At 56.5% G+C, this 11,799-nt stretch carries 16 protein-coding genes; 4 read left to right on the plus strand and 12 right to left on the minus strand.

The window, feature by feature from the left end:
* Positions 1–8: 8 nt before the first annotated feature.
* Genes nadC through panB form a run of 3 tightly spaced genes read left to right on the plus strand, consistent with a single transcriptional unit; the run spans position 9 to position 2,553 of the window.
* On the plus strand, positions 9–872 hold the full coding sequence (gene nadC, locus J2X72_RS13120; protein WP_405044720.1) for a carboxylating nicotinate-nucleotide diphosphorylase: 864 nt from the start codon (positions 9–11) through the stop codon (positions 870–872).
* Positions 869–1,714, plus strand: a complete 846-nt coding sequence (gene panC / locus J2X72_RS13125; protein ID WP_210001999.1) for a pantoate--beta-alanine ligase — start codon at positions 869–871, stop codon at positions 1,712–1,714. The genes nadC and panC overlap by 4 nt, the downstream gene beginning before the upstream one ends.
* Positions 1,715–1,737: 23 nt before the next feature.
* Positions 1,738–2,553, plus strand: coding sequence for a 3-methyl-2-oxobutanoate hydroxymethyltransferase (gene panB, locus J2X72_RS13130; RefSeq protein ID WP_224505684.1), 816 nt, complete (start codon positions 1,738–1,740; stop codon positions 2,551–2,553).
* Between the two features lie 3 nt (positions 2,554–2,556).
* Here the strand turns inward: panB and J2X72_RS13135 are convergent, their stop codons facing one another.
* From J2X72_RS13135 to J2X72_RS13155, 5 genes are read right to left on the minus strand one after another with little or no spacing between them, the layout of a single operon-like run.
* Entirely contained in the window at positions 2,557–3,069 is a 513-nt protein-coding gene (locus J2X72_RS13135; protein ID WP_310072558.1) for a cupin domain-containing protein, read from the minus strand.
* 9 nt (positions 3,070–3,078) lie between these two features.
* A complete protein-coding gene (locus tag J2X72_RS13140) occupies positions 3,079–4,035 on the minus strand; it encodes an NrtR DNA-binding winged helix domain-containing protein (protein WP_310072560.1) in 957 nt (318 codons plus the stop codon).
* A gap of 2 nt (positions 4,036–4,037) precedes the next feature.
* Positions 4,038–4,553: a tyrosine protein phosphatase gene (locus J2X72_RS13145; protein WP_310072562.1), complete on the minus strand. Its 516-nt coding sequence runs from the start codon at positions 4,551–4,553 to the stop codon at positions 4,038–4,040.
* 4 nt (positions 4,554–4,557) lie between these two features.
* On the minus strand, positions 4,558–5,202 hold the full coding sequence (locus J2X72_RS13150; RefSeq protein WP_310072564.1) for an HD family hydrolase: 645 nt from the start codon (positions 5,200–5,202) through the stop codon (positions 4,558–4,560).
* Between the two features lie 12 nt (positions 5,203–5,214).
* A complete protein-coding gene (locus J2X72_RS13155; RefSeq protein ID WP_310072566.1) occupies positions 5,215–6,066 on the minus strand; it encodes a folate-binding protein YgfZ in 852 nt (283 codons plus the stop codon).
* A 77-nt stretch (positions 6,067–6,143) separates the two neighbouring features.
* On the opposite strand from J2X72_RS13155, the gene J2X72_RS13160 reads away from it, so the two are divergent.
* Positions 6,144–7,478 (plus strand): dihydroorotase, encoded by a 1,335-nt coding sequence (locus tag J2X72_RS13160; protein WP_310072568.1) that lies wholly within the window; start codon positions 6,144–6,146, stop codon positions 7,476–7,478.
* On the opposite strand, the gene J2X72_RS13165 is transcribed toward J2X72_RS13160, so the two are convergent.
* The 7 genes from J2X72_RS13165 to J2X72_RS13195 all read right to left on the minus strand — a co-directional run bounded on the left by J2X72_RS13165 (position 7,466) and on the right by J2X72_RS13195 (position 11,788).
* Positions 7,466–8,254: a PhzF family phenazine biosynthesis isomerase gene (locus J2X72_RS13165; protein WP_310072570.1), complete on the minus strand. Its 789-nt coding sequence runs from the start codon at positions 8,252–8,254 to the stop codon at positions 7,466–7,468. The two genes, J2X72_RS13160 and J2X72_RS13165, sit on opposite strands and share 13 nt — an antisense overlap.
* A gap of 54 nt (positions 8,255–8,308) precedes the next feature.
* Complete coding sequence (locus tag J2X72_RS13170) at positions 8,309–9,106, minus strand: sigma-70 family RNA polymerase sigma factor (RefSeq protein WP_405044721.1); 798 nt, start codon at positions 9,104–9,106, stop codon at positions 8,309–8,311.
* Positions 9,107–9,164: 58 nt separating this feature from the next.
* The gene (locus J2X72_RS13175; protein WP_310072574.1) at positions 9,165–9,623 is read right to left on the minus strand and encodes a carboxymuconolactone decarboxylase family protein; all 459 of its coding nucleotides are present in this window, start codon (positions 9,621–9,623) and stop codon (positions 9,165–9,167) included.
* 101 nt (positions 9,624–9,724) lie between these two features.
* The gene (locus J2X72_RS13180) at positions 9,725–10,534 is read right to left on the minus strand and encodes a hypothetical protein (protein ID WP_310072576.1); all 810 of its coding nucleotides are present in this window, start codon (positions 10,532–10,534) and stop codon (positions 9,725–9,727) included.
* Positions 10,535–10,547: 13 nt separating this feature from the next.
* Positions 10,548–10,805 (minus strand): hypothetical protein, encoded by a 258-nt coding sequence (locus J2X72_RS13185; RefSeq protein WP_112527803.1) that lies wholly within the window; start codon positions 10,803–10,805, stop codon positions 10,548–10,550.
* A gap of 102 nt (positions 10,806–10,907) precedes the next feature.
* On the minus strand, positions 10,908–11,225 hold the full coding sequence (locus J2X72_RS13190) for a TIGR02301 family protein (protein ID WP_210002528.1): 318 nt from the start codon (positions 11,223–11,225) through the stop codon (positions 10,908–10,910).
* 131 nt (positions 11,226–11,356) lie between these two features.
* A complete protein-coding gene (locus J2X72_RS13195) occupies positions 11,357–11,788 on the minus strand; it encodes an NUDIX domain-containing protein (RefSeq protein ID WP_310073036.1) in 432 nt (143 codons plus the stop codon).
* Between the last annotated feature and the right edge of the window lie 11 nt (positions 11,789–11,799).

An 11,799-nucleotide genomic window follows, 5' to 3' on the forward strand; every position in this document is an offset into this window, starting at 1 on the left:
CTGAAGACATGCAAAAGGCCTTTCCGCCATCACTGCCGCAATTGTTGATCGAGGATGCAGTGCGTGCTGCCCTGCTCGAGGATCTCGGTCGCGCAGGGGACATCACGACAAACGCAACCCTGCCAGCGGATGCCATCGCCAGTGCAGTGCTTTCCAGCCGTGAAGCCGGTACGATCTGCGGCATGGATTTTGTCCGCACCGCCTTTGTGCTGATGGACCCCAGGCTGAAAATCACGGCCCTGGCCACGGATGGCGCGAGGGTCAAGCCTGGCCAGGACATTGCACGCATCGAAGGCAACGCCCGTGCCATTCTCTCCGCCGAACGCGTCGCGCTCAATTTCCTCATGCATCTGAGCGGCATTGCAAGCTATACCGCAAAATTCGCTGATTTGATTGCCCACACCAAGGCCAAGGTCTGCGACACACGCAAGACCATTCCCGGCATGCGGGCCTTTGCCAAATATGCAGTGAAATGCGGTGGCGGCTCCAACCATCGGTTCGGCCTCGACGATGCAATCCTGATCAAGGACAATCACATCGCAGTCGCAGGCGGGGTGTCAAACGCCGTTCTCGGCGCACGCGCCTATGCCGGACATCTCGTCAAGATCGAGGTGGAAGTCGACAGCCTCAAGCAGTTCGAAGAGGCCCTTTCCGTTCATGCCGATGTGATTCTTCTTGATAATATGACGCCGGAACTGCTTGAAAAGGCGGTGAAAATCAATGGCAGACGGGCGAAACTGGAAGCATCTGGCAATATAGCGTTTGACACGATCAAGGCGATTGCAGAAACCGGTGTCGATTACATCTCGACATCGAAAATTACCATGGCAGCGCCGACCCTGGATATTGGACTGGATATCGAAATCAAATGAAGGTCATCGCCACCATTGCAGAACTGCGCGCTGCCCTGAAAGCTGACCGCCTCAAAGGCAAGTCCATCGGTCTCGTACCGACCATGGGCTATCTGCACATTGGGCATCTGACATTGGTCCGTCATTCTAAAACTGCCTGCGACGTCACCGTTGTTTCGATCTTCGTCAATCCGACGCAGTTTGGACCGAATGAGGACCTGTCCTCCTATCCGCGGGACATGGCAGGCGACCTTGCCAAGCTCGAGGCTGAGGGTGTCGACTACGTGTTTACGCCGGACGTTGCGGAAATCTACCGACTGGGCGCCCATACCATCGTTGATAACCCGGTTCTGTCCCGGATACTGATTGGCAAGATCAGGCCCGGGCATTTTCGCGGCGTAACAACTGTCGTCACCAAACTGTTCAATATCGTTCAGCCGGATCATGCGTTTTTCGGCGAGAAGGATTATCAGCAATTGACGATCGTCCGCCGCATGGTGGCCGATCTCGACATGCCCATTGAGATAACGGGGGTGGCCACCGTGCGCGAAGACGATGGTCTCGCATGTTCGTCACGCAATGCCATGCTGACCGCTGCCGACCGCAAAGCTGCTGTAGTCCTGGCGAAATCGCTGATGCGGGCGGAAGAACTGGTCGGACAAGGCCAGCGCTCCGTACCGGCCATTCGCAATGCTGTTCGCACAGTTCTGGAAACCGAAAAGCGTGGCGAGATCGAATCGGTCGATATTCGCGATGCGCGGACACTTGATCCTGTTTCGGGCAAATTCAAACAGCCAGTCGTCATTTTGTTGACGGTCCGCTTCGGCAAGGTGCGTCTGATCGACCAGCGGGTCATCGGCTGAACGGGGAAGTGGGAGGAGGAGCTATGAGCCAGGAAATCGTCACTCGCCGGGTCACCGCACCAGAAATACGGGTCCGCAAGGGCGGCGAGCCGATCGTTGCGTTGACCTCTTACCATGCCAACACCGCGCGCATTGTCGACCAGCACGCTGACATTCTCCTCGTTGGCGACAGTCTCGCTATGGTTCTTTACGCCATGGAATCAACGCTCGGCGTGTCGCTCGATCTTATGATCGCCCATGGCCGTGCCGTGGTGCGTGGCTCAAAGCGGGCGATGGTCGTGGTGGATATGCCGTTTGGCTCTTACGAGGAGAGCCCCGAGATTGCGTTCCGCAACGCCGCTCGCGTCATGCAGGAGACTGGTTGCGGTGCCGTCAAGCTAGAAGGTGGCGTGCGCATGGCTGACACCATCCGCTTCCTGATCGAGCGCGGGATACCGGTGATGGCGCATATCGGGCTGACCCCGCAGTCCGTCAACACGCTCGGTGGTTTCAAGACGCAAGGCCGCGACACGGCACTATGGCCGCTCATCAAGGCTGATGCAAAGGCGGTGAGTGACGCTGGAGCCTTTTCGGTCGTGCTTGAGGGAATTGTGGAGCCGCTTGCGGCTGAGATTTCGCGCGAGATCGCCATCCCCACGATTGGAATTGGCGGGTCACTCGAATGCGACGGTCAGATTCTCGTGCTTGAGGACATGCTCGGCTACAATCCGAAGCCACCCAAATTCGTCAAGGTCTACGGTGCTGTCGGCACGGCAATCGACGAAGCCGTCAAAGCCTACGCGGATGACGTCCGTTCGCGAAAATTCCCAGGCGATGAAAACGTCTATCTGTTGAAGTAAATACTAGCTTTGCGGTTTTCGCTCCGTATCAGCGCCCTGCCAGTATTCCATCGTAGCGGCTTTATCGTAGCCTTCACCCAGTAATCGCACGCCGACGCGTCCGGTTTCGGGATAGACAACGACTTCGTTCGAGTTTTTCTCGCCGATCATGATGAACCGGCAGGGCGTATCGCTGTGGTTGTAAAACGAATGTCCGACTTTCTGGCCGGCTGGAAAGCAGATGTGATCCCCCGCCTTCATCCGATATGTCTTGTCGCCCAGCCGCAGCGTCATCTCACCTTCGAGGATGAACGCCTGCTCTTCCTCGAGCATGTGATAATGGTTCATGTTGGATTCCTTGCCGGGCGCCAGCTCCTCCAGGGCAACACCAACGTGGTTCGCACCGCCGAACCCTGAAAGATACCGGAATTTGCTGCCATAGCGCGTGCCTTTCGACCATTCCTCTAACGGAACATTTTCCGATGCGAACGGTTCGGATATTCCTTCGGCGTTGAGCGATGTCGGCTTGTCGTTCATCCGTTCCTCCTATCCCCTGCCACCAACCCGCAATCCCGCCACGCTGCGCTCTTCGAGCACATTATGCCGGAACCGATAAAGCGCTGCAGGTCTGCCTCGCGCCTGCGTTTGTTCTGCGCCCGTTGGCTCGACCAGCTCCGTTGTCTCAACCAGCCTGCGGAAATTCTGCTTGTGCAGGTGGCGACCAGAAATCGCCTCCACAGTCTCCTGCAATGCGGTCAAGGTAAAAGTGGGAGGCATTAACTCGAATACCACAGGCCTGTATTTCAGCTTGGCGCGCAGCCGCGAGATGGCGGTCGCGAGAATGCGCCGGTGGTCAAAACTCATGGGAAGTCCCAGCACGCGCGAAAGATGTGTGCCTTCCGCCCGCCCATCCCGCGCCGCCTCCTCTATCAATCCTGCTTCGTACAGGAGTTCATAACGTTCAAGTACCCGCTCTTCATCCCACATAATTCCATCGTCTCCGAATGCGAGCCGGAAACGGCTTAGTCGCGCGGGAAGCCCACTCTTGTCGGCCCAGGCATGCAGAGCTGGGCGGATCGTTTCGTCAATCATGGCGGGCTTGCCGACGCGCCAGTCTTCCCAAGGCAAGAACGAATACCAGCTGCGCCAGCGAGCACCGGATTTGCGTAGCGCATCTCCGTCATCGGTTATGCGGGTGAGCGCTAGATAACCGACTGAAACGATGTGCAGGTCGCGATCTTCGGCGGTTTTGTGGCGACCACGGTCACCGAAGGTGTAAAGCTGTTCAACATATCCAAGACGCAAAGGCGTCTGCTCCGCCACCCACTCGCGCAGTCCGGTTTCGAAGGTTCGATGCATCAGCGGGTTGAACGGCCCGAAGGGCAGCTCGTCGCGCTCGTTGTCATCGCTGGAAGGTGTGGTCAGGATCAGCGGATCATTATTGGCGACGGCGACAATGGCGGCGCTGAGATTGATCTCGACAGCATTGGGCGTACCAGTCACGTCTACACCATCAGCGGAAGGACGAACGGCGTGCCCTCGAAGGCCTCTTCACCGCGACCGATCGCTTTGATTGCATCGACCATTCTGCCCTTGCGAACGAGGATGTCATCGGCGAGCGCTACTAGCCTGCCATTGGGTGAGGCAGAGGGTGCATTCTGGCGCAATTTCTGCGCCAGAAGCTCTTCGTCAAGCTCCGGATTAAGGGCAATCGCGGTGATATAGGCGGCGGCGGTCGAGCGCGAGATACCGGCGTAGCAGTGGATGAGCAACGGCGCCTGGCGGTCCCAAAGCCGGCCAAACGCGATCAGCTGGGTGATATGTTCGGCCACGGGGTGGGTCATGCCTTCCGCGGGCTCGAGAATATCGTTGAATCCAAGAAACAGGTGACGCTTCTCCAGAATCTCTACGGGGCGAGGCACGACCGTATCGGCATTGATCAGCGTGATCATATCCCGTGCACCGAAACGAGTTGCGGACTCAGCGAGACGCGACAAGGGAGAGACAACGATATGCGGCATGTTCTTATCCCCGGCTCTGTGCCCGTGACTCATTAAGTATAGCAAAACGCAGCAGAAAAGCATTTTGTGCATTCTGGGTCGCGAGTGCCGTCAAGTCGAGGACTTCCGGATCAATTCCGCGGGGACGCCCGAAAAACTGCACCGCTTCTTTCTCCGCAAACCCTGCAAGGCGGGTTGCTTCAAAATAGGCGGCTATCGCATCCGCCCGCTTGATGAGGCTACGTAAACTTTGGTGGACGACAGGGGCAAGTGAAAAGCGCAGATGAATGGCGTGTTGCAATCTCAATTCGACGCTTTTGTAATCTCCACCGACAACGGCTTTAAACGGCGAAATCATGTCACCGATCACATATTCCGGTGCGTCATGCAGGAGGGTTATAAGGCGCTGTTCCGTCGTCGCCTCGGGGGCGATCTTCCCAAAGATTTCTTCGACCAGCAGCGAATGCTGCGCGACCGAGAATGCGTGCTCACCAACCGTCTGACCGTTCCAGCGTGCAACACGCGACAGCCCTTGCGCGATGTCTTCAATTTCAATATCGAGCGGCGAGGGGTCAAGCAAATCCAGTCGCCGCCCTGAGAGCATGCGCTGCCAGGCACGAAATTCTGTTTTCTTCAAATTGCTCGGTTGCGGCTTTGCCGGTCGCAGCATCCTATTTCCCGATCAGGCCTCTTGCTTCGTCTCGGGAAATGTAAACCGGTGTTCGGAGGGAATGGCAAGGTGGACCGGCATGTCTCCTGCCAGAATTGGGGCGCCGCTATCCATTGCGTCCTTCACACGGTCAATGCGAACGAGAGCAAGTCCAGAGGATCCTGCAACACTGCCCAGCGTGCCAATCTCGCGCTCCTTGGCGGTTATGGCCGTACCAGTAGCCGGCAGGACCGAAGCCCCCGTCACAATCAGGATGCGCCTTCGCGCGGTGCCACGATGCTGCATGCGTGAGACAACTTCCTGACCGACAAAGCAGCCCTTTCGAAAGGAAACGCCGCCGATCTGGTCCAGATTAATGTCATGCGGAAACGCATCACCAAGCGCATAATCCACCGGCGCTTCCGCTACACCATGGGCAATGCGCAGCGCTGTCCACGCAGTTTCATCCTCGTCCACAACCGAAACTCCGCCGTAGCGCCGTGTCACACTCAACGCTGAGGGGAAACGCCGGTCATGCACTGTTGAATCGGTTTCCGAAGCGCCGGACTCATTTTGCCAGAAAACCTGGACAAGTGACTCTGAATCCACGGCTATTTGCACTTTGGCGCGCAGTTTATAAACCGTCAGCCTCTTCAACAAATCATCTGCACAGGTCTGCAGTGTATCTAGACGCAGGCCACCGCCGTTGCGGGAAACGAGAAACTCGAACAGGATCTTGCCTTGTGGATTGAGCAAAGCGCCTGGTTTCAAATCGCCGTCGTCCAGCGTGTCGAGATCGGTGGTAATGAGATTTTGCAAGAAATCTTCGGCATCCTCGCCCGCAACGTTCAGGATTGCTCTTCCACTTAAAGTTAGCCGCGGCATTCGATCACCCTTGCCTTTCCTGTCCCTGTTACGTAATCCGCAAGGGACGCGTTCGCAAGGCTGGAGTGGAAAAGCAAATGGCTCAGACGTTCGACACGATTTTCAGGAGCGGGATTGTCGTCAACCAGGACGGTGTCGGTTTGCGCGATATTGGCATCGTCAACGGCCGTATTGCAGCCATCGGCAATCTTGGTAGCGCTTCAGCCGCCGAGATCATTGACGCCACGGGCTTGCATATCCTTCCGGGCGTCGTCGACAGCCAGGTGCATTTTCGCGAACCGGGTCTTGAACACAAGGAAGACCTGGAGAGCGGTTCGCGCTCTGCAGTGCTTGGTGGAGTGACTGCAGTCTTTGAAATGCCGAATACCAAGCCGCTGACCACCTCCGCAGAGACGCTGGAGGATAAGGTTCGGCGTGGCCACCATCGCATGCATTGCGACTTCGCATTCTGGGTCGGTGGCACGCGCGACAATGCAGCTGATGTCGCCGAACTCGAACGTCTTCCCGGTGCTGCAGGCATCAAGGTATTCATGGGTTCATCCACGGGCGATCTTCTCGTGGAGGACGATGACGGGGTGCGTTCTATCCTGAAAAACACCCGCCGCCGCGCCGCTTTTCATTCCGAGGACGAGTTTCGTTTGCGCGAACGCGAAGGTTTGCGCGTTCCGGGCGATCCGTCTTCGCACCCAATCTGGCGCGACGAAATCGCCGCGCTGCAATGTACCCAGCGTCTCGTACGCATCGCTCGCGAAACCGGCGCGCGCATCCATGTTCTCCATATTTCCACAGCGGAGGAGATCGATTTCCTCGGCGGTCACAAGGACGTGGCGAGTTGCGAGGCAACGCCGCATCATTTGACCCTTGATGCCAGCCAATACGCGACGCTTGGAACGTTGCTGCAGATGAACCCGCCAGTACGCGACGCGCGTCATCGCGATGGTGTTTGGAAGGGCATCGGGCAGGGGATTGTCGATGTGCTGGGGTCCGACCATGCGCCGCACACACTCGAAGAGAAATCAAAGCCCTATCCGACATCGCCATCCGGCATGACCGGTGTGCAAACGCTAGTACCGATCATGCTCGACCACGTCAATGCTGGGCGTATGTCGATCGAGCGGTTTGTTGATCTGAGCTCACATGGCCCCAACCGCTTGTTCGGCATGGCTCGCAAGGGACGAATTGCGGTGGGCTACGATGCCGATTTGACCGTCGTCGATATGAAACGGCGCGAAACCATCACCAACGCGCAGGTTGGGTCAAAGGCTGGCTGGACGCCTTATGACGGCAAGACGGTAACCGGCTGGCCGGTCGGCACGATCATCCGCGGTCACAAGGTCATGTGGGAAGGCGAGATCGTGACGGCAAGCCGAGGCGAGCCGGTGTTGTTCGGGGAGGCACTTCAGGGCAAGTAAATCTGAGCCTTCATAAAGGTAACGGCCGAACCGGTAAGCAGCACACGGTCACCCTCGAGCTCACAACGCAGATGTCCGCCGCGCTTCGACCGTTGAAACGCCGAAAGCCTGGGTTTACCCAGTTCTTCTGCCCAATAGGGCACAAGCGTCGCATGGATTGACCCAGTAACCGGATCTTCCGGAATACCCGCATGCGGGACAAAATAACGCGAAACAAAATCGTGTTCGTCGCCCCTTGCCGTAATCACCAACCCAAATGGATCGAGTTGGGTGATCCTCGGTAAATCCGGAGTGAAATCGAGAACCGCCTGCTCATTCTTCAACACAACAAAGACGTTTTCGAAGTTCTGGAATGCCGATACGTGATCGCCTCCAGTGATTTCGTTGAGCAGGGGAAGAGTTTCGCCAATCGGTTCCGGCGGAAAGCATGGGAAATCAAGCTGGTACGCTGAGTCCTTCCTATTGACGCGCAAAGCGCCGACCCTGGTCTCAAATACCAGTTCGCCCTCCACGCCCAACTCGTTTGCAAGCACATGCGCCGTCGCTAGCGTCGCATGTCCGCAAAAGTCTACCTCGTGCACTGGCGTGAACCAGCGCAAATCCCAGGAGCTCGCATTAGGCTTCACGAAGGCGGTCTCGGCCAAATTATTCTCGCTGGCAATCGCCTGCATTGTCTTTACTGGCAACCAATCATCGAGGACAAGCACTGCGGCAGGATTGCCGCGGAAGAGTTCAGTGGTAAATGCGTCTACCTGATACATCGTCAATGATTGCATAGATAAGATCCTTGGAGGGCGATGATCGCCACGCTAACGAACGCCAGCCAAGGGTCAATGCGCAAAGTCGAGATGACGAAGTTTATCGGGATTTCGCACGACGTAGATGGCCTTGATCCTGCCGTCCTCAATTTCAAGCGCGGTGGTTTGCGGAATGCCGTCACTTTCCGTTGTTACAAAGCCGGGCAGACCATCGATCAATCCTTGATGCAGCAGCGGCGGTAAACTAAACCCGGCCCGGCGCGAAACATCGTCGAAGAATAGGCAAACATTCGCCATTGAATGAATCGGATCGATCACAGCGAAGCGAATTCCGCCGCCATCGGCGTAGAGAACGACATCGTCTGCCAAGAGAGACTGCAGGGCCTGCGTGTCGCCACTGCGGGATGCTGTGAAGAAGGCAGCGGCGATATTCTTGCCGTGCTCATCCGAAACCGGGAAGCGCGGTTTTGCTTTCTGGACGTGGCTGCGAGCGCGGCTCGCGAGCTGCCTGCATGTTGCTGGATCTCGACTGATCGCTTCGGAAATCTGACTGAAATCTTGGCCGAACACGTCATGCAGCAGAAACGCAACGCGTTCCAAGGGTGACAATCGTTCCAGCGCCATCATCAGTGTCAAGGTAATATCGCTATCGCACTCATCATCACTGGGATCGAAAATGGGCTCTGGCAGCCAGTTCCCGACATAGGTCTCCCTTCGAACGCGCGCGGATTTGAGATGGTCGAGGCAAAGCCGCGTGATGGTGCGCACGAGGAAAGCTTCCTCGCTGCGGACATCAGACCGGTCGGCCTGATGCCAGCGAATGAAGCCCTCCTGGACGATATCCTCCGCCTCCGCGACCGACCCGAGCATACGGTAGGCAATGCGGGTCAGGCGCGGTCTGAGGCGATGGAACGTCTCGGCACTATTGTCAGGCTGCGGCACTGTTTTTTTCTACCGGATGGACAGAGCGGAAGCCGATAGCCAGACGGTTCCATCCATTGATGGTTACGATCAACACGGACAGCTTGACGATCTCCTCCTCGGTAAACTGTTCCTTCAGAACGTCATAGACGTTGTCTGGAGCATGGGTTTTGGATATCAGCGTCAATGCTTCCGTCCAGGCCAGCGCAGCCCGTTCGCGTTCACTATAGAGCGGCGATTCCCGCCAGGCGTTCAACAGATAGAGTCGCTGCTCGGTCTCGCCCTTCTTTCGAGCATCCTTTGAATGCATGTCGAGGCAGAAGGCGCAGCCGTTGATCTGTGAAGCCCGCATCTTGACGAGCTCTATAAGGCTTATTTCGAGCCCGCTGCCAACGACGCTCTCTTCCATCTTGAGCATTGGCTTGATGAGTTCTTGGAAATTGTAGAGGTTCAATCTTGGTTTCATTGTCTATCTCCTTATGTGGCATTCAGATGCCTGTACACAAGACGAGACAGCTCCGCCGAACGTGACATCCCGGCAAACTTTTTTATGAATCTTCTATAAGATCAGTCGCCGGTGACGAAAAACCGCCAGCGCCCCTTTGGCGTGATGCCAAGGCGATAGAATACATAGGTGCCGAATTGCTTCATCTCGTCGTAATCGCCTGCGGTGACGATCTGGAAGAGTTCGACCTTCTGCTTCGCGTCAAGCTTGTCGAGCGGGTAGGCGAAGAAATAGGGCCAGACATAAAGCTCGTCTGCCGTGCCGGCATCGAGGTGCACATAACCGGACTCAAGCACATCCACCAGAATTGCGAGAATTTCCTGGCCATCCGGATCGCCGGCGAGGCTTTTCAGATAGGCCAATGGATCGCCATCAATATCCGTCAGCGAAAGCATCGTGACATCATCGCCCGAACCGATCAGTGGACGGAGCGCTTCAATTGATCCGGACTTGGCCGCAGTCAGAATGAGCTCGCGCATTTTCTGCACCGGGAAGGGCAGTTTGGCGACGTCGTATTCGACCTGAGGCGCCGGTGCGCCCTCCTTGGCATTCGGCATGGCAGGATTGTTGGTCTGCGCAGCGTCACCACTACCATCCGTTGCTGCCGGTGCTTGCGCAGGCTGCTCCGGCGTTGCGTCGGGCTTTTGGGGAGAGGTGGGTTGGGTCTGCGTTTCGCCAGCTGGTTTCTCTTCAGCGCCAGGCTTCGCTGGTTCGGTGGCTTTTGGCAGCTCTTCTTTCTTGATTTCGCTCAAGGCAAGCTGGGCGGGCGTGTCCAAACCTGCAGCAAGAGCCGGAACGGAGAAAGCACAAACCGCTGTCGCCAGCAAAAAGGTTCCGGCGATCGCGGAAGCGGAAAAGTGCTTTTCAGGCATGCAGGATCACCAATTATTGCAGAATGCGATTCGATGAAAATTCACCCGCAGAAATACGTTCACGCAAGCCATCGAGCAAGGCCAAGGCGGACACTTCGCCGTTATCACGGATCAGTTCGGTCAATGCGGTGGCAAAAGCGGCTTCGGCCATAATTTCCGGCTCGATACCCTCAAGCGTGCCATCAGCCCAGACTTCATTCTGATATTCGATTGCAACCAGCTTTTTCTCTTCTGCAACCAACCTATCAAGGTCTGTTGATGTCATGTTCATGATATACCATCCTTGGCCGAAGCCAATTCTTAAACTACCGCTAAACAATACCATACGTTTTGTTTAAAATGCGGTTCATTGGCTTCAACAGTTAAAGCCTGGTTAATTTCCATAGCCCGATACGATCTCCGAAGAAAGCCTTGTTCCTTCGATTTGGTAGCGGTCAATCGCCGCAATCGCCTGGCTCGTGCAGGTCGAGTAAGTTTCGTTGAAGGTGCGATATCCGCGATTGAAACTGGCGATCAACTTGGCCCGGCGTGCCGGATCCGGATTCTCCGCCAGGAGCAGCGAATCCATTCGATCTCGCCACTGGTTGCTCCTTTCGCCGCAAAGATTACGCAGCGAATGGATCGATCCGAGAACCTCGGCCAAACGCAGAAGCTTTGCCTCATACAGAGGGTCGACCGCGTAAGCCGGCATAGCCGTGGCGATTGCTGTCAAAAACGCTGTGATTGCAATTATACGCCGCACGAGATGACCCCGAGACCAATTCCCCGATAGGGTTGTTGCCTGAAAGCGAGGCAGCTTCAAGGCGTCCGTGGTCAATACCCTCAACTTTTAAAACCGGCAGCCAATTCAACTACGACGTCCAGAACACTTTCGGTCACATCGAACTTCGCCATTTCCTCCACCCGGAGCCAGTGCACGGCGGCCGCATCATCCGCAGCGATGGCTTCTCCTATTGGATCATGCGCCAGGAAGACGGCCAGGCGGAAAGGTTTCGCTGCTGGAAATTCCGGCGTCGAGTAATCGAAGGTGACGGTCGTGAGATAAGTTACTTCTGTTGCTATTATGCCGGTTTCTTCATGCAGTTCACGAATTGCCGCTTCCTGCGGTGTCTCGCCTTGCTCTCTCCGGCCACCTGGAAATGCGAGCCAGCCTTTTGACGGTTCGCGTGCTCGCTCCACCAAGAGGAAGGCATTATTGCGGATGCAAACGGCCGAAACGCCGTCGACAGTTGCGGAGAGGGGAATTTGGTCCATATGCCAGGGGT

The organism is Phyllobacterium sp. 1468 (genome assembly GCF_031455525.1).
Classification (GTDB): domain Bacteria; phylum Pseudomonadota; class Alphaproteobacteria; order Rhizobiales; family Rhizobiaceae; genus Phyllobacterium.

Bases quoted from the DNA above. Each gene is read 5' to 3' on its own strand.
- panC (WP_210001999.1), top strand. From the start codon at position 869: ATGAAGGTCATCGCCACCATTGCAGAACTGCGCGCTGCCCTGAAAGCT.
- J2X72_RS13190 (WP_210002528.1), bottom strand. From the start codon at position 11,225: ATGCCGGCTTACGCGGTCGACCCTCTGTATGAGGCAAAGCTTCTGCGT.
- J2X72_RS13145 (WP_310072562.1), bottom strand. From the start codon at position 4,553: ATGCCGCATATCGTTGTCTCTCCCTTGTCGCGTCTCGCTGAGTCCGCA.
- J2X72_RS13180 (WP_310072576.1), bottom strand. From the start codon at position 10,534: ATGCCTGAAAAGCACTTTTCCGCTTCCGCGATCGCCGGAACCTTTTTG.
- J2X72_RS13155 (WP_310072566.1), bottom strand. From the start codon at position 6,066: ATGCCGCGGCTAACTTTAAGTGGAAGAGCAATCCTGAACGTTGCGGGC.
- nadC (WP_405044720.1), top strand. From the start codon at position 9: ATGCAAAAGGCCTTTCCGCCATCACTGCCGCAATTGTTGATCGAGGAT.
- panB (WP_224505684.1), top strand. From the start codon at position 1,738: ATGAGCCAGGAAATCGTCACTCGCCGGGTCACCGCACCAGAAATACGG.
- J2X72_RS13160 (WP_310072568.1), top strand. From the start codon at position 6,144: ATGGCTCAGACGTTCGACACGATTTTCAGGAGCGGGATTGTCGTCAAC.
- J2X72_RS13195 (WP_310073036.1), bottom strand. From the start codon at position 11,788: ATGGACCAAATTCCCCTCTCCGCAACTGTCGACGGCGTTTCGGCCGTT.
- J2X72_RS13185 (WP_112527803.1), bottom strand. From the start codon at position 10,805: ATGAACATGACATCAACAGACCTTGATAGGTTGGTTGCAGAAGAGAAA.
- J2X72_RS13170 (WP_405044721.1), bottom strand. From the start codon at position 9,106: ATGCTCGGGTCGGTCGCGGAGGCGGAGGATATCGTCCAGGAGGGCTTC.
- J2X72_RS13165 (WP_310072570.1), bottom strand. From the start codon at position 8,254: ATGCAATCATTGACGATGTATCAGGTAGACGCATTTACCACTGAACTC.
- J2X72_RS13175 (WP_310072574.1), bottom strand. From the start codon at position 9,623: ATGAAACCAAGATTGAACCTCTACAATTTCCAAGAACTCATCAAGCCA.
- J2X72_RS13150 (WP_310072564.1), bottom strand. From the start codon at position 5,202: ATGCTGCGACCGGCAAAGCCGCAACCGAGCAATTTGAAGAAAACAGAA.
- J2X72_RS13135 (WP_310072558.1), bottom strand. From the start codon at position 3,069: ATGAACGACAAGCCGACATCGCTCAACGCCGAAGGAATATCCGAACCG.